Source organism: Qipengyuania mesophila, assembly GCF_019711655.1.
GTDB lineage: Bacteria > Pseudomonadota > Alphaproteobacteria > Sphingomonadales > Sphingomonadaceae > Qipengyuania > Qipengyuania mesophila.
Window position 1 is genome coordinate 164,847 of the sequence record NZ_JAIGNU010000004.1, and the last position, 20,627, is coordinate 185,473.

Annotated in this window: 18 protein-coding genes; 7 read left to right on the plus strand and 11 right to left on the minus strand. The window is 64.5% G+C overall.

What is annotated here, in order from left to right; genetic code table 11:
* Positions 1-12: 12 nt before the first annotated feature.
* Positions 13-777, plus strand: a complete 765-nt coding sequence (mazG, locus tag K3181_RS15025; protein WP_221603938.1) for a nucleoside triphosphate pyrophosphohydrolase — start codon at positions 13-15, stop codon at positions 775-777.
* On the opposite strand, the gene hflX is transcribed toward mazG, so the two are convergent.
* The 7 genes from hflX to dusB form a co-directional block, all read right to left on the minus strand.
* On the minus strand, positions 774-2,069 hold the full coding sequence (gene hflX, locus K3181_RS15030) for a GTPase HflX (protein WP_221603939.1): 1,296 nt from the start codon (positions 2,067-2,069) through the stop codon (positions 774-776). The genes mazG and hflX overlap by 4 nt on opposite strands.
* 17 nt (positions 2,070-2,086) lie before the next feature.
* On the minus strand, positions 2,087-2,629 hold the full coding sequence (gene hfq, locus K3181_RS15035; protein WP_221603940.1) for an RNA chaperone Hfq: 543 nt from the start codon (positions 2,627-2,629) through the stop codon (positions 2,087-2,089).
* A gap of 170 nt (positions 2,630-2,799) precedes the next feature.
* Positions 2,800-4,185 carry a nitrogen assimilation response regulator NtrX gene (gene ntrX / locus K3181_RS15040; protein ID WP_221603941.1) on the minus strand — a complete coding sequence of 462 codons (1,386 nt, stop codon included), beginning with the start codon at positions 4,183-4,185 and terminating at the stop codon, positions 2,800-2,802.
* 6 nt (positions 4,186-4,191) lie between these two features.
* Positions 4,192-6,423, minus strand: coding sequence for a sensor histidine kinase (locus K3181_RS15045; protein ID WP_221603942.1), 2,232 nt, complete (start codon positions 6,421-6,423; stop codon positions 4,192-4,194).
* Between the two features lie 86 nt (positions 6,424-6,509).
* Positions 6,510-7,922 carry a nitrogen regulation protein NR(I) gene (gene ntrC / locus K3181_RS15050; protein WP_221603943.1) on the minus strand — a complete coding sequence of 471 codons (1,413 nt, stop codon included), beginning with the start codon at positions 7,920-7,922 and terminating at the stop codon, positions 6,510-6,512.
* Positions 7,923-7,931: 9 nt separating this feature from the next.
* Positions 7,932-8,984, minus strand: coding sequence for a two-component system sensor histidine kinase NtrB (locus K3181_RS15055; protein ID WP_221603944.1), 1,053 nt, complete (start codon positions 8,982-8,984; stop codon positions 7,932-7,934).
* Complete coding sequence (dusB, locus tag K3181_RS15060) at positions 8,981-10,000, minus strand: tRNA dihydrouridine synthase DusB (protein WP_221603945.1); 1,020 nt, start codon at positions 9,998-10,000, stop codon at positions 8,981-8,983. The genes K3181_RS15055 and dusB overlap by 4 nt, the downstream gene beginning before the upstream one ends.
* 82 nt (positions 10,001-10,082) lie before the next feature.
* On the opposite strand from dusB, the gene K3181_RS15065 reads away from it, so the two are divergent.
* Both K3181_RS15065 and K3181_RS15070 read left to right on the plus strand, forming a co-directional pair.
* Positions 10,083-11,225: a bifunctional 2-C-methyl-D-erythritol 4-phosphate cytidylyltransferase/2-C-methyl-D-erythritol 2,4-cyclodiphosphate synthase gene (locus K3181_RS15065; RefSeq protein WP_221604036.1), complete on the plus strand. Its 1,143-nt coding sequence runs from the start codon at positions 10,083-10,085 to the stop codon at positions 11,223-11,225.
* 8 nt (positions 11,226-11,233) lie between these two features.
* The gene (locus tag K3181_RS15070) at positions 11,234-11,737 is read left to right on the plus strand and encodes a CinA family protein (protein ID WP_221603946.1); all 504 of its coding nucleotides are present in this window, start codon (positions 11,234-11,236) and stop codon (positions 11,735-11,737) included.
* Here K3181_RS15070 and K3181_RS15075 read toward each other — a convergent pair.
* Complete coding sequence (locus tag K3181_RS15075; protein WP_221603947.1) at positions 11,734-12,189, minus strand: type II toxin-antitoxin system RatA family toxin; 456 nt, start codon at positions 12,187-12,189, stop codon at positions 11,734-11,736. The genes K3181_RS15070 and K3181_RS15075 overlap by 4 nt on opposite strands.
* Entirely contained in the window at positions 12,189-13,130 is a 942-nt protein-coding gene (gene lipA / locus K3181_RS15080; RefSeq protein WP_221603948.1) for a lipoyl synthase, read from the minus strand. The genes K3181_RS15075 and lipA overlap by 1 nt, the downstream gene beginning before the upstream one ends.
* A 97-nt stretch (positions 13,131-13,227) precedes the next feature.
* Here lipA and K3181_RS15085 point away from each other — a divergent pair, with 97 nt between their 5' ends.
* Together K3181_RS15085 and K3181_RS15090 are read left to right on the plus strand one after the other, a co-directional pair.
* A complete protein-coding gene (locus tag K3181_RS15085; protein ID WP_221603949.1) occupies positions 13,228-13,866 on the plus strand; it encodes a carbonic anhydrase in 639 nt (212 codons plus the stop codon).
* A 37-nt stretch (positions 13,867-13,903) separates the two neighbouring features.
* On the plus strand, positions 13,904-14,632 hold the full coding sequence (locus K3181_RS15090; RefSeq protein WP_221603950.1) for an NYN domain-containing protein: 729 nt from the start codon (positions 13,904-13,906) through the stop codon (positions 14,630-14,632).
* 56 nt (positions 14,633-14,688) lie between these two features.
* Here K3181_RS15090 and K3181_RS15095 read toward each other — a convergent pair whose 3' ends face one another.
* Entirely contained in the window at positions 14,689-15,981 is a 1,293-nt protein-coding gene (locus tag K3181_RS15095; protein WP_221603951.1) for a hypothetical protein, read from the minus strand.
* 305 nt (positions 15,982-16,286) lie between these two features.
* Here K3181_RS15095 and gyrA point away from each other — a divergent pair, with 305 nt between their 5' ends.
* Positions 16,287-19,121: a DNA gyrase subunit A gene (gene gyrA, locus K3181_RS15100; protein WP_221603952.1), complete on the plus strand. Its 2,835-nt coding sequence runs from the start codon at positions 16,287-16,289 to the stop codon at positions 19,119-19,121.
* The gene (locus K3181_RS15105) at positions 19,118-19,960 is read left to right on the plus strand and encodes a TauD/TfdA dioxygenase family protein (protein ID WP_221603953.1); all 843 of its coding nucleotides are present in this window, start codon (positions 19,118-19,120) and stop codon (positions 19,958-19,960) included. The genes gyrA and K3181_RS15105 overlap by 4 nt, the downstream gene beginning before the upstream one ends.
* On the opposite strand, the gene K3181_RS15110 is transcribed toward K3181_RS15105, so the two are convergent.
* Positions 19,957-20,625, minus strand: a complete 669-nt coding sequence (locus K3181_RS15110) for a lysoplasmalogenase family protein (protein ID WP_221603954.1) — start codon at positions 20,623-20,625, stop codon at positions 19,957-19,959. The genes K3181_RS15105 and K3181_RS15110 overlap by 4 nt on opposite strands.
* Positions 20,626-20,627: the final 2 nt, after the last annotated feature.

Below are 20,627 nucleotides of genomic sequence, written 5' to 3' on the forward strand. Positions count from 1 at the left end.
TATTCTGAGGCGATGTCAGAACAGACCGACCGACTTCTCGCGATCATGTCCCAACTCCGCGACCCGCAAACGGGTTGCGAATGGGATACGGCGCAGACCTTTGCCACCATCGCTCCCTATACGATCGAGGAAGCCTACGAAGTCGCCGATGCGATCGAACGTGGCGACATGGACGATCTGCGCGGCGAACTCGGTGACCTCTTGTTCCAGGTCGTGTTTCACGCGCGAATGGCGGAAGAAGCCGGCGATTTCGCCTTCGAGGACGTTGCCAGGCACATCGCGGACAAGATGGAAGCGCGCCATCCGCACATATTCGGCGACGAAGGTGGCGTGATGGAAGACGGCCGCTGGGAAGACCTCAAGGCCGCCGAGCGTGAATCGGCAGGTGCCACCAGTGCGATGGATGGCATAGCGCAGGCGCTGCCGGCCTTGCTCCGCTCGCACAAGCTCCAGAAGCGCGCCGCGCGCGTCGGCTTCGAATGGCATGACGTCAGGGGGCCCATCGAGAAACTGCAAGAGGAACTCGCCGAACTCGAGGCCGCCGAAACCGACGAACAGCGCCTGATGGAAGCCGGCGACGTGCTCTTTGTGGTCGTCAACATCGTTCGCCGCTATGGCGTGGATCCCGAGCAGGCGCTCCGCGCTTCCAATTCGAAATTCGAAAAACGTTTCAGAAAGATGGAGCAGCTATCGCAGATCGACGGCGAGGAGTTTGCCGTGCTCGATCTCGATACGCAGGAAGGCTACTGGCAGCGCGCCAAGCGCGAACTCGGCTAACGCATCGCCTCGAACTGGCCCAGTTCCTTGGGATTGAGGCGAACGGTGATCAACCGCTTGGCGACGCCCTCCTCCGCCTCGACGTCCTCGATCACCTCGCCATGGGCGTGCAACCATGCGATCCGGCGACCATCGCTTGCCGCCACTTCGAAGGTCCTCAGTGCGGCATTGCGCGTGAGCATCTCGCCGAGCCGTTCGAGCAGGCTATCGACGCCTGCGCCGGTGAGAGCCGAGAGGGCAACGATGTCGTCGGCCCCCTCGATCTGGCTAGCGAGTTCCTCTGCGTCCGCGGGCGCGAGTTGGTCCCACTTGTTCCAGATCTCGAGAATGGGAATCGATGACGCCTCCCCCTCCTCGACCACGCCGAGGTCGCGCAGGACTTCGAGCACCTGCGCCTTCTGGGCGCCGGTCGATGGGTTCGAGATATCGCGAACATGGCAGATGACGTCGGCCGAGGTGACTTCTTCGAGCGTTGCGCGAAAGGCCGCGACGAGTTGCGTCGGGAGGTCGGAAATAAAGCCGACGGTGTCCGAGAGGATCGCCTTTTCGACCCCCGGCAAGGCGATCGCACGCATCGTCGGGTCGAGCGTTGCGAAGAGCAAATCCTCCGCCATCACCCCCGCCCCCGTCAGGCGGTTGAACAGCGTCGACTTGCCCGCATTGGTATAACCAACCAGCGCGACGACAGGCCACGGGGCCCGTTCGCGCCGTTCGCGGTGCAGCCCGCGCGTCTTGCGGACCTGTTCGAGTTCCTTGCGCAGCCGTCCCATCCGCTGGCGGATCATCCGCCGGTCGGCTTCGATCTGCGTTTCGCCGGGGCCGCCCAGGAAGCCGAAGCCGCCGCGTTGCCGTTCGAGGTGGGTCCAGCTGCGCACGAGTCGGCTCTGCTGGTAGTCGAGATGCGCCAGCTCGACCTGCAGCCGCCCTTCAGCGGTCGCTGCCCTCTCGCCGAAGATTTCGAGGATCAGCCCGGTACGATCGATGACCTTGCGCCCGAGCTTGTCTTCAAGATTGCGCTGCTGGATCGGGGTGAGCGCACCGTCCACGACGACCAGCTCCGCCTCGTTCTGTTCGCAGGCGATGCGGATGTTGTCGACCTGCCCTGCCCCGAACAGCAGGTTGGGGCGCACTTCGCGAACCGGCAGGGTGAAGCTCTCGGCGATGACAATGCCGATCGCCAGCGCCAGGCCCTCCGCCTCCGCCAGGCGCGACTGTGCGTCGAGATCGTACGATATCCCGCGGATGTCCGGGCACACGACCAGTGCCCGCGCACCGCGCGACACCTCGCCCATCAGATCGTCATCGAAACTCAGTTGTCGGACTCTTCTTCCCAGTCCTCGGTCAGATCGACCGGGGTTGCCGGCTGGATCGTCGACACGGCATGCTTATAGGCAAGCTGGACGTAGCCGTCACGCTCGAGCAGCATGCAGAACAGGTCATAGGCGGCGATCCGGCCCTGCAGCATGACCCCGTTGACGAGGAACATCGTCACTTGCGCTTCCGCCTGGCGCACGCGGCTGAGGAAGACATCCTGCAGCAGGCGCTGCTTTGCCCCCGATCCCTGGCTGGCGAACTGGCTCGTATCGACCGGTTGCGCGGGCATGATGGTGCTGATCGCATGCTTGTAGACCAGCTGCGACTGCCCGTCGCGCCGCAGGAGGATCGAGAAATTGTCGAACCAGGTAACGATACCCTGAAGCTTGACCCCCTTGACGAGAAACATCGTCACCGGAGACTTGTTCTTGCGGAGGAGGTTGAGGAAGGCGTCCTGCAGGTTTGCAGGTCGATTGGCCGAACCGGCTTCAGTCGGTTTCGCGCGTGGTCGTGCCGAGAGAGTACGATCGCCGGACATGTCTTTTTCCCGTTTTTTGGCAGCCCCCCGGACGGAGCCGCAATCTGGGCGCCCACCACGCCCGAGTGTGTGCGCAATTGCTCGCGAACCTCCGTATTGTGGAAGAAAATCTCAAATAGCGCAACGCAATCCTGATTTCCGCCTAGAATGCGTAACTTTCGCCCAAGGCGTCAATTCTTTCGATCCGGGGGCTTGCGCTCTACCATCCCGAGCAGCTTGAGCTTACGGTGCAGTGCTGAGCGCTCCATTCCGATGAAAGTCGCGGTTTTCGAGATATTTCCGGAGAAGCGACGGATCTGGACGGTGAGATACTCGCGTTCGAAATTCTCCCGCGCCTCGCGCAGCGGAGCCCCCATCATCGCACCAACGACGCTGTTGCCACCGAGCTTGCCGCCGAGAACCTCTTCAGGGAGCATGTCGACCTCGATCTGTTCGAGGCTGTCGCGCGGGGTCAGGATGATCGTTCGCTCGACGACGTTGCGCAACTGGCGGACATTGCCCGGCCAGTCATAGGCCTGCAGCGCTGCCATCGCCTCGTCGCTGATGGTCGGCGGGCGCAACCCCTGTTCGGTGGCGTAGCGGGCGAAGAAGCTGTCGGCCAGGGCCGGGATGTCGTCCCGCCGCTCGGCCAGCGACGGCACTTCCACCGGCACGACATTGAGGCGATAAAACAGGTCTTCGCGGAAGTGCTTCTCCTCCATCTCCTTGGCGAGATCGCGCGAGGTCGAAGAAACGACACGCACGTCCACTCCGATCTGCCTCGTGCCCCCTACCCTGACGAAGCTCTGCTCCGTCAGGACGCGAAGGATACGAGCCTGCGTCGACAGCGGCATGTCGGCCACTTCGTCGAGATAGAGCGTGCCGCCGTCCGCGGTTTCGAGCAGTCCGGGGCGAACCAGCTTGCCGTCGGCCTCCTCGCCGAAGAGTTCCTCCTCGAAGCGCTCGGGCGTGATCCGCGCGGAATTGACGATCACGAAGGCCTTGTCGGCTCGCTGGCTCCAGCTGTGCAGCAGGCGCGCGGCGACCTCCTTACCGGCTCCGGCTGGTCCGGTGATGAGCACCCGGCTTCCCGTCGCCGCGACGCGTTTCAGCGTGGCGCGGACACCGTTGATCACGGCCGAATTGCCGGTGAACTCGTCGCCCTGCGCCAGGTTCTCGCGCAGACGCGAATTTTCCCGCCGCAGACGTTCGGTCTCGGTGGCGCGCTCGACCAGATGCAGCAGGCGCTCGGCTTCGAACGGCTTCTCGATGAAGTCTATCGCCCCGCGGCTGACCGCGCTGACCGCGGTGTCGATATTGCCGTGGCCGGAAAAGATGATCACCGGCAAGTCGGGTTCGCGTACCTTGATCGCGTCGAGCACCTCGAGCCCATCCATCGGGCTGCCGTGCAGCCAGACGTCGAGCAGGACGAGGCTGGGCCGTTTCTCGTCGACGGCATTGAGGGCCGAGGTGCTGTCCCCCGCGGTACGGCAGTCGTAACCCTCGTCGCTCAGCACCCCGGCGACCAGTTCGCGAATGTCGCGTTCGTCGTCGACGATGAGAATATCCAACGCCATGCGTCCCTACCCTTCTGTCTTCAAGCTGGCTGGCTCGCCGCCCGCGGCGGCAAGCGGATCGCGCGCAAACCGCATGGTCACGCGCGTGCCCCCGGTTTCGACCGAGGTGAATGTCATTTCCCCGCCGTGTTCCTCGACGATCTTGTTGACGATCGCGAGCCCTAGCCCGGTACCCTTCTCGCGCGTCGTCACATAGGGTTCGAGGATGTTCACGCGGTCCTGCGGCAGCCCGATCCCGTTGTCTTCCACCGACACGGTCACGAAATCCTCGCCAGGCTCCACCTCGACGAGGATCTTGCCGCGATAATCGAATTCGGCCGACTGGGCCTTGGCCTCGATCGCCTCGTAAGCGTTCTTGAGCGTGTTGGTCAGGGCCTGGCCCAGCTGATGCCGGTCGCACTGAATGCGCAGGGGACCGTCCTCGGGCCCCTGGAGCCTGTAATTCACGTCGGGATGCGCCACTTCCTGGAGGAAGAGCGACTGGCGAACGAGGTCGAGCGCGTCCTCCGGGCGGAAGCTCGGCTTGGGAAGACGCGCGAAGCTCGAGAATTCGTCGACCATCTTCCGCAGGTCACCCACCTGCCTTACGATCGTGCTGGTCAACTCGTCGAACAGTTCGCCGTCCTGTTCGATCTGCTTGCGATACCGACGCTTCAGGCGCTCGGTGGCAAGCTGGATCGGTGTAAGCGGGTTCTTGATCTCGTGCGCGATGCGCCGCGCCACGTCCGACCAGGCGGCCTGCCGCTGGTCGAGCAACTGGCGGGTGATGTCCTCGAAAGTGATGACGTGTCCGTCGCTCTCGCGGCCGATCTTGACGGCAAAGGTCAGCAGTTCGCCATGGCGGCTGTGCGAGATCACACCCTGTGCCAGTCCAGCCCGTACCATCGCCCCGATTTGAGGGGCGACGTCGTCTAGAGTGGTGGCGCCTTGTCCTGACTCCAAGTCGATGCCGAGCATGGTGTAGGCGCGCGCGTTCATCAGCAGGACGTTGAGATCGCCGTCCACGGATATGACCCCCGCACTGACCGATTCGAGAACCGCTTCCATGAAGCCGCGCCGTTCCTCGAGCTCGGTATTGGCCGACAACAGGGCATCGGTCTGCTTTTCGAGCTGAGCGGTCATCCGGTTGAAGGCCCGGTTGAGCAGGCCAATCTCGTCGGCACCCGTGCGCCCTTCGACCCGCAGTGCGAAATTGCCCGCGCCGACCTTGCGCGCGGCAGCCACCAGATCGGTCAGCGGTTCGACCTGCCGGTCGGCGAAACGGAGCGCGAACCAGACGGCGAGCCCGACCAGCGCCAGCGAGACGAAGAACAGCGCGAGATTGAAGCGCAGCTGGAGCGCGCGCGCGCGCTTGGTCAGCTCGTCATAGGCGGTCGAGATCGACCGCGCGGTCTGCCAGCTGCGGAAACTGCCCGCTTCGGCATTGCGGGCGGTGTAGAGATAGATCCCGGCGTCGCGGTCGATCGGTGCCACGGCCTCGATGCGCTCCGGGCTCCCGCGAACCGCGACCTGCTCGCCCTGCGCGAGCCGGGCCAGTGAATCCTGTGCGAAGGCGCGCGGATCGCTCTCCTCGTTGAGGCCGTAGACAACCGCGGTGCGCATCGACTTGTCGGGCATGGCCTGCAGGATCGCACTCTCGATCACGTCGCGCGGTTCGGCCTGGTACTGGTAGACGAGCGCGAAATTCGGATCGGTCACCTGGACGCGCCCGAGGATCGCGCGCATGTCCATCGCCATCGAGATCGTCTCGTTGGCGAGGTCGAGCTGGTTTTCCTCGTAATAGCCCTCAGCGAGCCGGTTGGCGTTTTCCATCAGCCCGCGCGAATCGTCGGAGAACCAGAAATCGACTCCCGACTGGAAGAGGAAGGCGGCAAACCCGGCCACCAGCAGCGTCGGCACCGCAGCGATCATCGAGAAGAAGAATACCAGCCTGACGTGGAGGCGCGCCGTGCTCCCCGCGGCGCGGCGCAAGGCGATACGGCGCCCAGCAAGGACCAGCAGCGCCATCGCAGGGACCAAAGTCCCGATGAGCAGGCCCGCGACTTGTCGCGATGGCAACAGCGCGCCGTTGGGAGGTGCATTGGAGAATGTGGCCCAGGTGCTGGCCACCATGACGAGGAAGGCGACAGCGGCGAGAACTTCGATATAGCCGAAGACATTCTGCCTTCGCGAGGTCACGACGAACCTGCGCCACCAGCGGGGCGTATGCCGCCTTGCTCCTGCCATGTTCGTTGCCATCGTGGCGCGCATACAACGGCACTGTTGCAGATATGCAAGTACAAATTCGACAAACGGAGCTTTGCGATAGGCCGTGTGCCTATGCTCTATCGCCTGCGAGCGAAGCTTTCCGGTGCGATGTCGAGTTCGGAAAGGCGCTTGCGCAAGGTGTTGCGGTTGATCCCCAACATGCGTGCCGCGCGTAACTGATTGCCTCCGGTACGGTCGAGAGCCAGTTCGAACAGGGGTTTCTCGAAGGCGGCCAGCGCAGCGTGATAGACCGCCCCGTCTGCCGGGCGTGCGCCATCGATCCATTCCTCGATCGCTGCGTCGAAACCCGACTTTCCGGGCTCCTCGCCTGCCTTCGCGGGCAGCGGCAGGACATCCTCGACGGTTTCGCGATCGATCACCTCGTCGCGCGCGAGCAGCGCCAGGCGGAATACGGCGTTACGCAATTCGCGTACATTGCCGGGCCACCTGCGTGCCGCGAGCGCCGAAATGGCCTCTTCACTTGCCTGCCGCCCCGGCAGGCCTTCGCTGGCGGCCTGTCCCAGGAAATGGCGGACCAGCGCGCCGATATCTTCCCGCCTTTCGCGCAGCGGTGGCAAGTGGATCGGCACGACGTTGAGCCGGTAGTAGAGATCCTCGCGGAAGCGTCCGTCGGCGATCATCGGCCCCAGATCGCGATTGGTCGCCGCGACGATGCGCACGTCGACCCCGATTTCCTGGCGCCCGCCGACCCGCCGTATGCGCCCCGACTGCAGCGCCCGCAGCAGCCGCGTCTGCGCCTCGGCAGGCATGTCGCCGATCTCGTCGAGGAATAGCGTGCCGCCATTGGCTTGCTCGAACTTGCCGATCTGCTGGGCAACCGCGCCGGTGAAGGCACCGCGCTCGTGGCCGAACAGCTCGCTTTCGAGCAGATCGTGGGGAATGGCGGCCATGTTGACTGCGACGAAGGGCCCGGTCTTGCGCGCCCCGAGCTCGTGGATTGCCTCGGCGACCAGTTCCTTGCCCGTCCCGCTCTCGCCTGTGATCAGCACGGTGAGATCGTTGCGCAGGACGCGGGTGATCATCCGGAAGACACCCTGCATCGCCGGGCTGCGGCCGATCAGCGGGAGTGCGCCCTCTTCGCTCTCGCCAGCACTGGCGGCAGCGGGGCGATTGGCAACCGCCTGACCCACTGCCTGTGTCAGCTCGTCAAGATCGAAGGGCTTGGGGAAATATTCGAAGGCCTCGCTGTCGCTCGCGCGGACGGCCGTATCGAGCGTGTTCTGCGCCGAGAGGACGATCACCGGCATGTCGGGGGCGAGCTGGCGCACCGCACCGATCGAGGCCAGTCCGTCGCCATCGACGAGCATGACATCGGTCAGCATGACGTGGAACTCATGGTCCGCCAGCAGTGCATCGCGACGGGCGATGCTGTCGCAAGCCGTGACTTCGAAACCGTCCTCGCGCAGCGCCTCGGTGATTACCGTGACGATGCTCCTGTCGTCTTCGACCAGCAGAACCCTGTGCGCCATTACGCTCCCCTAGCCTGCCACCGGCAGGTTGATCCGAAAATGCGTTTCGCCGGCACGCTCGTCGCGCTCGTGCGAAATCCGCCCGCCCATGTCGCGCAGCAGCTTGCGCACGAGCGAGAGGCCGAGACCCTGGCCGTGCGGCTTGCTCGACACGAAGGGCTCGAACACGTGATCGCGCAGCGCGGGGTCGATGCCGGCTCCGCGGTCGGTCACGGTTATCTCTATCGGCAGGCGCGTCGCCTTGCCGAAGCGGATCGTGTTGAACACCAGCCCGCTAATGAAGCGCGTGCGAACAATCACCTGCGGCTGCTCGCAGGTCGCGCTGGCGTCGCAGGCATTGGCGAGGAGGTTGATGAGCACCTGTTCGAGCGCCCCCTGATCGGCCGCCACCGGCGGCAGCGAGGGGTCGAACTCCTCCACGAGTTCGCAGGCCTCGCTCCGTCCGGCGCGCACGGTACCCATGGCGTTGCGGATCGCCTCGTGGAGATTGCACGGGCCGGTCACCTCGACCGGCTTCGCGCCCAATTGCTGCATCCGGTCGATCAGCTCGGCGATCCGGTCGACTTCGGCCGAGATCATCTTCGCGAGCGGCTTGTCCTTCCCCGCGACCCGGCGCGCGAGGAGCTGGCTCGCCCCGCGAATCGCCGAGAGCGGATTCTTGATCTCATGCGCGAGGACGGCCGGCGCGCGGAGCTCGACCCGTTCGCTCTCGTCCTCGTCATTCTCGGGTTGCCCCGCATCGGACAGGGTCACCACCCGCCAGCCCGCGTCCGAATGCATCGGCGAGCTGCTGATATTGACGCGCCGGTCGCCCACCGCGGTGGCGATCGTGACGCCCCGCGCGATTACCTGCGCATCGGCGGTAGCCAGCCTCTCGCACAGCCGTTCATCGGCAATGCCCACGACATCCCAGAAGCGTTTCTCCGACAGCTTGCGCGCACTGCGGCCGAGCATTTCCTCTGCCGCGTGGTTGGCTTCTACGATGGTGTCGTCCTCGTCGAGCAGCAGCACCGCGAAGATCAATGCGGCCAGCTGGGCCCGTGCGCCGGGAGCGGTCGTCACGCGGCCTTGCGCTCCAGAATGGGCTCGTAGAACCGCTCGAGCTCGTCGAGGACCTTGCGCGGATCGTCGATGAAATTGACGAAATTGCGGAAGTCCGCCGAACCATGCAGGCCCTTGGTATACCAGCCAAGGTGCTTGCGCGCGATCTTGGTACCGACGCCTTCGCCGTAGTGGTCGAGCATCATCGTGTAGTGTTCGACGAGCGTCGTATATTGCTCGTCGAAGCCGGGGGAATCGAGCACCTCGCCGGTTCGCCACCAATGCATCACCTGGCCCAGCAGCCAGGGTTTGCCATAGGCCCCGCGCCCGATCATGATCCCGTCCGCACCCGACTGGTCGAGCGCCTTTGCAGCATCATCGATCGTGCAGATGTCGCCATTGGCGATGACCGGAATCGAGACCGCATCCTTGACCTTGCGGATGAAGGCCCAGTCGGCGCTGCCCTTGTACATCTGGTTGCGCGTCCGACCGTGGACGGTGACCATTTTGATGCCCAGATCCTCGGCGATCCGCGCCAGTTCGGGGGCGTTGAGATCTGCATGGTCCCAGCCCATGCGCATCTTGACCGTCACTGGCACCTCGACCGCCTTGACGGTCGCTTCCATCAGCTTCGTTGCCAGAGGTACCTCGCGCATCAGCGCCGAGCCGGCGAGCTGGCCCACGACCTTGCGGACCGGACAGCCGAAATTGATGTCGATGATCGCCGCGCCATTGTCCTGTTGCAGCTTGGCCGCCTCGGCCATGCTCGTGGGATCGCATCCGACCAGCTGCATCGACACCGGTTCCTCGGTTGCGTCCCAGGCCGCCTTCTGGATGCTCTGGCGCGTCTCGCGGATCGCCGCCTCGCTCGCGATCATCTCGGTCACATTGAGTCCCGAGCCATAACGGCGCACGAGCTTGCGGAACGGGAGGTCGGTCACCCCCGTCATGGGCGCGAGCACGACCGGCGTGTCGATCGACACGTCGCCGACGAGGATCGGCTTCGGCGGCGCCGGAGGAAGGGGGGAAATGGTCATGCCGGAATTCGTTGCCTAAATATTGGGCAGGCACATAGTGCGTTGCAGCGTAAACGGCAAGCCGCTAGCGGGCAGCTTTCGTATGCAGGACATGCCGCCCCTTCCCAGCTTCGCCGCGATCGTCGTCGCGGCCGGGCAAGGCCTGCGCGCGGGCCAACCGATGCCCAAGCAATTCGCGGTTTGGTGCGGCAAACCAGTGCTGCGCCATTCGGTAGAGGCTCTGCTCGCTGCAGGCGCCCACCCGCTGGTCATTGCGATCCCGCCGGGAGCCGAAGACGTCGCGCGGGGTGCACTTGCCGGTCTTGACGGCTTCACGCTCGTCGAAGGCGGCGAAACCCGCCAGCAATCGGTCGCTCGCGCACTTGCGGCGATCGCGGCGGCCGAGCGCGTCCTGATCCACGATGCGGCGCGCCCCGACCTGCCCCGGCGGGTGATCGAGCGTCTGCTCGACGCGCTCGACAGTCATCCCGGTGCGATCCCGGTGCTCCCGGTGGTCGACAGCCTCTCGATCGACACGGATGGCGTGATGTCCGACAGCGCCCCGCGCGAGCAGCTGCGCCGCGTCCAGACGCCCCAGGCCTTTCGCTTCTCGGCTATCCGGGATGCTCACCAGAAGTGGTGGGGCGATCTCACTGCCGGAGACGACGCGCAGGTCCTGCGCGCGGCAGGAGGCCAGGTCGCGCATGTCCCGGGTGACGAGCGCCTCGCCAAGCTGACATTCGCGGAGGATTTCATGGCCGCCTTGCCCCCCATTCGCACCGGCATGGGTTTCGACGTCCATCGTCTTTCCGCGGGCGAGGAGCTGTGGCTCGGCGGAATCCGCATTGAGCATGACAAGGGGCTGGCCGGGCATAGCGATGCCGATGTCGCGCTCCACGCCATTGTCGATGCGCTGCTCGGCGCCATCGGTGACGGTGATATCGGCAGCCACTTCCCTCCCAGCGATCCGCAGTGGAAGGGCGCCAGCAGCGACCAATTCCTTATCCACGCCGGCCGATTGGTCGACGAAGCCGGATATTGGGTGGGCAACATCGACCTCACGATCATCTGCGAAGCCCCCAAGATCGGCCCCCATCGCGAGGCCATGCGCGCGCGCATCGCCGGGCTGCTCGGCGTTGACATCACAGTGATATCCGTAAAGGCCACAACCACCGAACGCCTCGGCTTCACCGGTCGTGGCGAAGGCATCGCCGCGCAAGCCGTGGCGACCCTCTTGAGGAAGTGAGAGAGATCATGCCCCTCGAAGCCCTTCTCCCCGACGACATCGCCGCGCTGGCGAAGCGCGTGGTCGAGGATAATATCGCCATCGGGCGCAAGGTCGCCTTGGCAGAGAGCTGTACTGGCGGGCTTGTCGCGGCGGCGCTTACGGAAGTGCCGGGATCATCGGCAGTGCTCGACCGCGGCTTCGTGACCTATTCCAACGAGTCCAAGATGGAATCGCTCGGCGTGCCGCTCGAAATCATCGAGACCTTCGGTGCGGTGTCGATCGCCTGCGCGTGGGCCATGGCCAAGGGCGCGCTCGAGACCAGCCATGCCGACCTCGCCATTGCGATCAGCGGTGTCGCCGGACCGGGCGGCGGGACCGATCTCAAGCCGGTCGGCACGGTCGTGTTCTCACGCGTTTTCCGTGGCGACGAAGGCGAGCCCGAGGGCGAACTCAAGATTTTCGAACCAACCTCGCGAGCCGAGGTCCGCCGGCAGGCCACGATCTGCGCGCTCGAATTGCTGTTGCCCTAGAGGTTCGCAGCCGCGTTCTCGCGCCCGTAAAGCTCGTCGGCGCGGTCCTCGAAGGCCTGTACCATCTTGCGGAAGGCGCGGTCGAAATACTGGCCCGCCAGCGCCTCGAAAACCGCATTGCGGAACGTGAAATCGACGCAAAAGTCGACTTCACAACCGCCGTCATCGGCGGGGGTGAAAGCCCAGTTGTTGTCGAGGTCCTTCAACGGTCCGTCGACATAGATCACTTCGATGTGGCCAGGACGCTGCTTGAGCACCTTGGAGGTGAACTTTTCGCGGATCGCCTTGAAGCCCACGAGCATGTCGGCGACCATTTCGGTTTCGCTGTCGCTGCGAATCCTGGTTGCAACGACCCAGGGCAGGAATTTGGGGTAGCTTCCGACGTCGGCCACCAGGTCGAACATCTGTTCCCGGCTGTAGGGTAGGCGACGCTTCTCGCGGATTCCCGGCATCAGGCGCCCTGCTTGGCGAGCTTCGCTTCGCGCGCTGCGCGCATCTGGGCGAAATCGTCGCCGGCGTGATAGCTCGACCGGGTCAGCGGGCTCGACGCGACCTGAAGGAAGCCCTTGGCCCGAGCGATCGCGCCATAGGCGGCAAACTGCTTGGGAGTCACGAATTCCTCGACCTTGGCATGCTTCGGTGTCGGCTGGAGATACTGCCCCATGGTGATGAAATCGATGTCTGCGCTGCGCATGTCGTCCATCACCTGGTGCACTTCGAGCCGCGCCTCGCCGAGGCCGAGCATGATGCCCGACTTGGTGAAGATCAGCGGATTGTGTGCCTTGACTTCCTCGAGCAGACGCAGAGAGGCGTAATACCGCGCACCCGGGCGGATCGTGGGATAGAGCCGCGGCACGGTTTCGAGATTGTGGTTGAAGACGTCGGGGCCGGCTTCGCAGATCTCTGCGATTGACTGCTTCATCCGGCCCTTGAAGTCGGGCGTGAGGATTTCGATCGTCGTGTTCGGCGTCTCGCGGCGCAGCGCGTTGATGACCTTGACGAACTGCCCGGCTCCGCGATCGGGCAAATCGTCGCGATCGACGCTGGTGATGACGATGTGTTCGAGGCCCATCGCTGCAGCAGCAGCCGCGGTATGCTCGGGCTCGAGCGGATCGACCGGCATCGGCATGCCCGTCTTGATGTTGCAGAAGCGGCAGGCGCGCGTGCAGGTGTCGCCTAGGATCATCACCGTGGCGTGCTTCTTGGTCCAGCACTCGCCGATGTTCGGGCAGGCGGCTTCCTCGCACACGGTGTGCAGGTTGAGTTCGCGCATCAGCTTGCGCGTTTCCTGATAGCCCTTGCTGACCGGTGCCTTGACCCGAATCCAGTCGGGCTTGCGCTGCATCTTGGGGCGTTCGCCCTCGGGCTGGGGTGCGGAGGAGAGATCGTTCATTGCGCGGCCCATCTAGGCCCCCTCCCCGCTCTCGGCAACCCGCATAGCAATGCGCAGGGCCTTGCATCCGGGACGGTTTCGGGGCAGCGGAGCGCGCATGAAGACATTCGACGAGATGATCGAGGGCTACGCCCGTTTTCGCGCCGGTGACTGGAAGCGGCAGCACGAGCGCTGGAGCCAGCTCAAGGAGGGCCAGTCTCCTCAGGTCATGGTCATTTCCTGCTCGGACAGCCGAGTCGATCCCGCGCAGATCCTCGATGTCGATCCGGGCGAGATCTTCGTCGTTCGCAACGTCGCCGCCCTCGTCCCGCCCTACGAGACCACGCCGGGCCGGCACGGCGTTTCGGCGGCCCTGGAATTCGCCGTACAGTTCCTCAAGGTGCGCGAGGTGGTCGTCATGGGCCACGGCATGTGCGGCGGCTGCCAGGCGGCGCTGACGCAGGATCTGCACGGCAGCGAGCCCGGCGATGGCGGCTTCGTCGCGCACTGGATCGACATGCTCGACGAGGTACGCGATCCGATCGCCGCCGAAATGGGCACGAGCGGGCGCGAGGCCGAACGCGCGATGGAACTGGCGGCGGTCAAGGTCAGCCTTGCCAACCTTCGGACGTTTCCCTGCGTGCAGGAAAAAGAAAAGCGCGGCAGCCTGAAACTGCGCGGTGCCTATTTCGCCATTTCGGACGGTGTCCTGCATCTGCTGGACGAGAATAGCGGGGAATTCCGGCCCGCCTCATGACTTGCGCGGGCGGGGGCATCAGGCCATGTGATCAAGCATGTCCGACAGTGATCTCAAAAACATCGCGCTGCTGATCGACGCAGACAACACGACGCCCAAGGGCATCGACCCGGTGCTGACGGTGATGGCCGAGTTGGGCCAGGTCAACATCAAGCGAGCCTACGGGAATTTCGCGAAGAACAATCTCTCCAAATGGGGAGAGATCACACACAAATACGGCATCCAGCCCCAGCAGCAGTTCGATCTCACCGCGGGCAAGAACGCTACCGACATGGCGATGACGATTGATGCGATCGACCTGCTCTACCAGGGCAAGGTCGATGGCTTCGGCATCATGAGTTCGGATAGCGATTTCACTCCGCTGGTCACCCGCCTCCGCCAGGATGGCCTGGTCGTCTACGGCTTCGGCAGCACCAAAAAGACCCCCGCCGCCTTCAAGAGCGCCTGCACCCGCTTCATCGACATCGATGCACTCATCAAGGGTGCGTCCGACGAAGTCGAAGCGCCCAAGGCGCCAGCAGCGGCAGCAAAGACCGGAATCGACGAGGAGTTGGTCGAGTTACTCGGCACGGCATGGAAGGCCGCGAAGCGCGACGACCAAGGTTTCGCCTCGCTCAGCGAGGTAGGCAATATCGCGGGCAACCGGTCGAGTTTCGACGTCCGCAACTACGGCTTCAAGCGCCTGTCCGATCTGTTCGAATCGCTCGACCAGTTCCAGGTCGAGCGGCGCGATAACAATCTCCTCTACGTCAAACGACTGCGCTGACGAAAAAGGGCGCGAACCGCAGTTCGCGCCCTTCCGGTTCCCGTATTCGGGAAAGCTTACATCGCGCCGCCGGCAGCCTTCTGGGTCGCATAGATGGCCCAGAGGTTGGCGATCGCCTTGCGTGCGCCTTCGACCTTGTTGAAGGTCGCTTCCGCCTCGGCATACTTGCCCTGGTCGAACTGAGCGATACCCAGGCGGGTCAGCACCATTGGCGTATTGGCGCTCGGCATGTTCAGGGCCTTGGCATAGAAGGGCTCGGCGTCCGCCGCGCGGTCCATGGCGAGCAGCGTATCGCCGGCTGCCAGGACGGTTGCCAGCGTGGCGCCCGACTTGTTGGCATCGGCCATGAGCTTGTCGATATCCGCACGGTCGGTCGCGGCACGCTCCGCCGCCTGGCGACGCGTATCGGTGACATAGGGATCGGTCTTGTCGAGCTTGCCCTTGGCATAGCCTTCATCGATCACCGAGACCACCTCGGCGGGCAGGCGGCGATAGTCAGCTGCGTCGACATATTCGAGATAGAGCTTGCCGTCGCGCAGCACGCCGACACGTTTGCCGAGACGCAGCAGGTCGAGGATTTCGGGATTCTGGTAGCCGCCCGTGTTGAGCAGGATGGCGACGGCGTCGCCCCAGCTGTCCTCGCCCGGATACTGCTTGACGTACCAACTCGAATATTTGTTGGCTTCGGCGTTCAGGTTGTTGTTGTAGGCCTGCGCCAGACCACGCTTGAGCCATGCTTCGTCGACGGTCTCGCCGGCGGCGATCTTCGCATTGATCAGGTCGCTGAGGTAGGTGAGGCCCTGCTGCGCCTGATCTTCGGCGAAATAGCTTTCCGCGACGAAGATCAGAGGGTCGTTGTCGGTGTAGCCGGCATCCGCCGCCGCCTGGAAATAGGGGCGGGCCTTGGCATAGTCGTTGGCCGCATAGGCCAGCTGGCCGGCGACGAAATTGAACTGGCCGACATTTTCCGCCGGGACCTTGCCGCTCTTCAGCATCAGTTCCATGCCCTGAAGCGCCATGGCCTGGTCCTGCTGCTTGGCAGCGTTCGAATAGATGAAGCTACCCGCTGCGTAACGATCGTCGTCGTTTTCGAGCGCTGCAAGCAGCGTCGGGAAGCCCGCCTTGAGCGCGGCATAGTCGACCGGCTCGGCCTTCGCGAGTTCCTCAAGCGGCTTGTAGGCCGCGACGAATGCTTTCGAATAGGACGGCTTGGCCTGCTTTTCCTTCTTCGCGGCATGCGCGGGGGTGTCGAGCACGGTCGCACCGGTGATGCCGCCGGCGGTCAGCGCCAGGGCAAGAGCAAGGGTCGAAGCCGCACCATTCTTGCGGGCAAGACGGGTGAAAATCATGTGATAAGCTCCCAAGAGTGGAAAGGGGATCTGAGCGCACCGTGCGCCGGTTCAATTCGGGCTGGGCGGCACATGCCGCGTGTGGGCTCTCATTGCAAATTCTTCTACCGAAATGCGGCTGAACGCGCTTTGAATGCGCCTCCGCCCAACCGTTCATGGTTCCCATCGCTGGCGACAGTACCCATATGTGGAAAAAGCGCATGAAACCGGGCTTTGGTTCCCTGCGCGAGTGGCGCTTTGCCCCCCCATCGCCTAGGCTCCACGCAATCACGACATAAGCAGTTCGCAGTACGGAAACACACGTTTTGTCCGACGATACCGACCTTCTGGATACCCCCGCCCCCGGCGGTCACGATTACGCGCGCATCGACATCGTCGATGAGATGAAGACCAGCTATCTCGATTACGCGATGAGCGTGATCGTCAGCCGCGCGCTGCCCGACGTGCGCGACGGTCTGAAGCCGGTCCACCGCCGCATCCTTTTCGCCAGCCAGGAAGGCGGATTCGTCGCCGGGCGGCCCTATCGCAAGAGCGCCAAGATCGTCGGCGACGTGATGGGCAACTACCACCCGCACGGCGACGCCGCGATCTACGATGCGCTCGCGCGCATGACGCAGGACTGGTCGCTGCGCGTCCCGCTGGTCGATGGCCAGGGCAACTTCGGCTCGATGGACCCCGATCCGCCGGCCTCGATGCGCTACACCGAGGCGCGCCTCGCGCGCGTCGCCAATTCGCTGCTCGACGATCTCGACAAGGACACGGTCGACTTCACCGACAACTACGACGGATCGCGGCGCGAGCCGACGGTCCTTCCGGCGCGCTTCCCCAACCTGCTGGTCAATGGCGCCGGCGGCATCGCGGTCGGCATGGCGACCAACATCCCGCCGCACAATCTCGGCGAGGTGATCGACGGCTGCCTCGCCTTCATCGAGAACCCGGCGATCACCTCGGAAGACCTGTTCGAGATCATCCCCGGGCCCGATTTTCCGACAGCGCCGCTGATCCTCGGCAAGTCGGGCGCGCGTGCCGCCTATACGACGGGCCGCGGCTCAATCCTCATGCGCGCCCGCCACGAGGTCGAGACCAGGGGCAACCGCCAGTCGATCGTGCTTTCATCGATACCCTACCAGGTGGGCAAGAGCGGGCTGGTCGAGAAGATCGCCGAGGCCGCCAAGGACAAGCGGATCGAGGGCATCTCGGACATCCGCGACGAGAGTTCGCGCGAGGGCGTCCGTGTGGTGGTCGATCTCAAGCGCGACGCCTCGCCCGAAGTCGTACTCAACCAGATCTGGCGCTACACGCCAGCGCAGGCGAGCTTCCCGGCCAACATGCTCGCGATCCGCGGCGGCCGCCCCGAAGTGCTCACGCTCCGCGATTTCGTGCAGGCCTTCATCGGCTTCCGCGAGGAAGTCATCACCCGCCGCACCAAGTTCGAGCTGAACAAGGCACGCGAACGGGCGCATATCTTGCTCGGCCTGGTGGTCGCGGTCTCGAACCTCGACGAGGTCGTGGCGATGATCCGCAGCTCGTCCAATCCGGCCGATGCACGCGCCAAGCTGCTCGCCAAGGAATGGCCGATCGGCGACATCGCGCAATATATCGCGCTGGTCGAGGCCATCGAGCCGACCGACGAACAGAGCGGCGGCACCTATCGCCTGTCAGAACGCCAGGTGAAGGCGATCCTCGACCTGCGGCTCCACCGCCTGACCGCGCTCGGCCGCGACGAGATCGGCGACGAGCTCAAGGAACTGAGCTTGGCGATCGAGGAATATCTCTCGATCCTTGCCGACCGCGTGAAGCTCTATGGCGTGATGCGCGAGGAACTCGAAGAGATCCGCAACACCTACGCCACGCCGCGCATCAGCGAGATCGCCCCCGCCTGGGACGGGATCGAAGACGAGGATTTGATCGAGCGCGAGGAGATGGTGGTTACCGTCACCCACGGCGGCTACATCAAGCGCACCCCGCTCGATGCCTTCCGTGCGCAGAACCGCGGCGGCAAGGGTCGCAGCGGCATGGCGACCAAAGACGAGGACGCGGTGGTCGAGATGTTCGTCACCTCGACGCACAATCCGGTGCTGTTCTTCACCAATACGGGCCGCGTCTATCGCATGAAGGTGTGGAAGCTGCCCGAGGGCGGCCCGCAGACCAAGGGCCGCCCGATGGTCAATCTCCTGCCGCTAGGCGACGAGGAGCGCGTGACCAACGTGTTGCCGCTGCCCGAGGACGAGAACGAGTGGTCCAAGCTCAACATCGTCTTCGCCACCGAGCAGGGCATGGTGCGCCGCAACTCGATGGATGCCTTCACCAACGTGCCGAGCAACGGCAAGTATGCGATGGGCTTCGTCGAAGGCAGCGGCGATCGGCTGATCGGCGTCCGACTGCTGACCAAAGACCAGGAAATCTTCCTCGCCTCGGATGCCGGCAAGGCGATCCGCTTCTCCGCCACCGATGCGCGCGAAACGAAGAGTCGTACCGGCATCGGCGTGCGCGGGATGAAGCTCAAGGACGGTCAGAAGGTCGTATCGATGGCAGTGCTCGATGCCGGAGAATGGACGACCGAGGACCGCGATGCCTATCTGCGCGCCGCTCCGTGGAAGGACAATGATGCCGAACCGGCGCTCGCAGCCGAGACCATCGTCGAGATGGCCGAGGCGGAGGAATTCGTTCTCACGCTGACCGCCAACGGCTACGGCAAGATCTCGTCGGCCTATGAATACCGCACCATCGGGCGCGGCGGACAGGGCCTCACCAATATCGGCACGCCCGACAGCAATCCCGACCGTAACGGGCCCGTGGTTGCAAGCTTCCCCGTCCGGCACGGCTCGCAGCTCATGCTCGTCACCGACCAGGCGAAACTGATTCGCATGCCGATCGATTTCCGCCACCTGCTCGAAGGCGAGGATCCCGGTGGCTTCCGCATCATCGGGCGCGGATCGGCGGGCGTGCGCATCTTCAATGTCGCCAAGGGCGAACATGTCGTCGGCGCAGCGCTGATCGACGAAACCGAGGAGCCGGAGAACGAGGCCGAGGAAGCGGTGGCTGACGAAATCGCCGCACACGGCGGCAGCCTCAATCCGACCACGCCGCACACCACGGCGCATTCGGACAAGAATATCGAGGGGGAACCGGGCGGATGAGCCTGACGGTCGAGCCCAGCGGACGGGCGTGCGGTGCACGCGTGACCGGGCTCGACCTTTCCAAACCGGTGTCGCCGGACCTCGCGCGGGAAATCCGCGCGATCTGGCTCGAGCACAAGGTTCTCGCCTTCCCAGACCAGCATCTGGACGACGATGCGCTCGAGGCCTTCACGCTCGCCATGGGCGGGTTCGGCGAGGACCCCTTCTTCGCGCCGATCGAAGGGCGCGACCATATCGCCGCGATCCTGCGCGAGGCGGACGAGGACACACCGCTCTTCGCCGAAAACTGGCACAGCGACTGGAGCTTCCTAGATCAGCCCCCGGCGGGGACCTGCCTGATGGCGATCGATATCCCGCCGACAGGCGGCGACACTTTGTTTGCCGATCAGGCCGCTGCCTTTGCGGCGCTACCCGAGGAGCGGAAGGCCTACCTGCGTAGCTTGACCGCGATCCATAGCGCCAAGCTCGCCTATGCGCCCGAAGGCACCTATGGCGCGCGCGACACGGGCCGCACGATGGCGATCCGCCCGGACGAAAGCGCCCGGGCCACACAGATGCATCCGCTGGTCCAGCGACATCCTGAAACGGGAGTAGAATGCCTCTATTCGACGATCGGCTACATCGTCGGCATCGAGGGGATGGAGCAGGCCGCGGCAATCGCCCTGCTGGCCGAACTGTCGCAGTGGCAGGCGCGCGAGGAGTTCGTCTATCGCCATCGATGGGAGCCGGGCATGCTGGTGATGTGGGACAACCGCTCGGTGCTCCACAAGGCGACCGGCGGTTACGAGGGCCACCGCCGCGAATTGCACCGCACGACCATCGCCGCCTGGCGGGGCTAGGCCACGGCGCGCTGCGCGCCCTTCCGCAGCGTCTGTACGACCGCCACCGCGATCAGGAACTGCGCCCCGTAATAGAGCGGCCAGATGAGCCACGAGGTGACAGCTTCGGGGACGACCTGCGCCTCGCGTCCAAAGATCAGCAAGTCGCTGACGACGAACATTACCGCCCCCACCCCGACACGGTAACGCGGAAAGCGACTGGTCCAGGCCGCTGCGGCCATCGCGCCGACCACTGCCGAGTAAGCGGTCGCTACGATCCAGTTGTCGAGCCCGTAGGTCATCGTGCCCGCGATCACCGGGGTCAGGAACAGCAGCGTTGCACCGGCAAGCACCTGGCTCAGCGTCGCCTTCTCGCGCGGATTGCGCAGGTAAAGCGCGCTTGCGAGGAGGTGGCCGATGGCGAACAGGCTCCCGCCGACGAGGAAACTGATCTCGAGCGCGATGTCGCCTGCTGCGCCGAAGACCATCACGAGGGTTATCAGGAGCCCGTCCAACGCGCGCGCGCGGAACGCGGCGTAGGCGGCCAGGAAAGCCACGCCCGCCCCCTTCCACAGCATGAGCCATGTACCGCCGATGGGATCGTCGGACACGAAGAAGTAGCTGATGCCCGCAATCAGGCTTGCGAGCAGCCAGGGGCGATGTTTGGCGAGGGCGCGGCGTGGCATCG

Bases quoted from the DNA above. Each gene is read 5' to 3' on its own strand.
- mazG (WP_221603938.1), top strand. From the start codon at position 13: ATGTCAGAACAGACCGACCGACTTCTCGCGATCATGTCCCAACTCCGC.
- hflX (WP_221603939.1), bottom strand. From the start codon at position 2,069: ATGGGCGAGGTGTCGCGCGGTGCGCGGGCACTGGTCGTGTGCCCGGAC.
- hfq (WP_221603940.1), bottom strand. From the start codon at position 2,629: ATGTCCGGCGATCGTACTCTCTCGGCACGACCACGCGCGAAACCGACT.
- ntrX (WP_221603941.1), bottom strand. From the start codon at position 4,185: ATGGCGTTGGATATTCTCATCGTCGACGACGAACGCGACATTCGCGAA.
- K3181_RS15045 (WP_221603942.1), bottom strand. From the start codon at position 6,423: ATGGCAACGAACATGGCAGGAGCAAGGCGGCATACGCCCCGCTGGTGG.
- ntrC (WP_221603943.1), bottom strand. From the start codon at position 7,922: ATGGCGCACAGGGTTCTGCTGGTCGAAGACGACAGGAGCATCGTCACG.
- dusB (WP_221603945.1), bottom strand. From the start codon at position 10,000: ATGACCATTTCCCCCCTTCCTCCGGCGCCGCCGAAGCCGATCCTCGTC.
- K3181_RS15065 (WP_221604036.1), top strand. From the start codon at position 10,083: ATGCAGGACATGCCGCCCCTTCCCAGCTTCGCCGCGATCGTCGTCGCG.
- K3181_RS15070 (WP_221603946.1), top strand. From the start codon at position 11,234: ATGCCCCTCGAAGCCCTTCTCCCCGACGACATCGCCGCGCTGGCGAAG.
- K3181_RS15075 (WP_221603947.1), bottom strand. From the start codon at position 12,189: ATGCCGGGAATCCGCGAGAAGCGTCGCCTACCCTACAGCCGGGAACAG.
- lipA (WP_221603948.1), bottom strand. From the start codon at position 13,130: ATGAACGATCTCTCCTCCGCACCCCAGCCCGAGGGCGAACGCCCCAAG.
- K3181_RS15085 (WP_221603949.1), top strand. From the start codon at position 13,228: ATGAAGACATTCGACGAGATGATCGAGGGCTACGCCCGTTTTCGCGCC.
- K3181_RS15090 (WP_221603950.1), top strand. From the start codon at position 13,904: ATGTCCGACAGTGATCTCAAAAACATCGCGCTGCTGATCGACGCAGAC.
- K3181_RS15095 (WP_221603951.1), bottom strand. From the start codon at position 15,981: ATGATTTTCACCCGTCTTGCCCGCAAGAATGGTGCGGCTTCGACCCTT.
- K3181_RS15105 (WP_221603953.1), top strand. From the start codon at position 19,118: ATGAGCCTGACGGTCGAGCCCAGCGGACGGGCGTGCGGTGCACGCGTG.
- K3181_RS15110 (WP_221603954.1), bottom strand. From the start codon at position 20,625: ATGCCACGCCGCGCCCTCGCCAAACATCGCCCCTGGCTGCTCGCAAGC.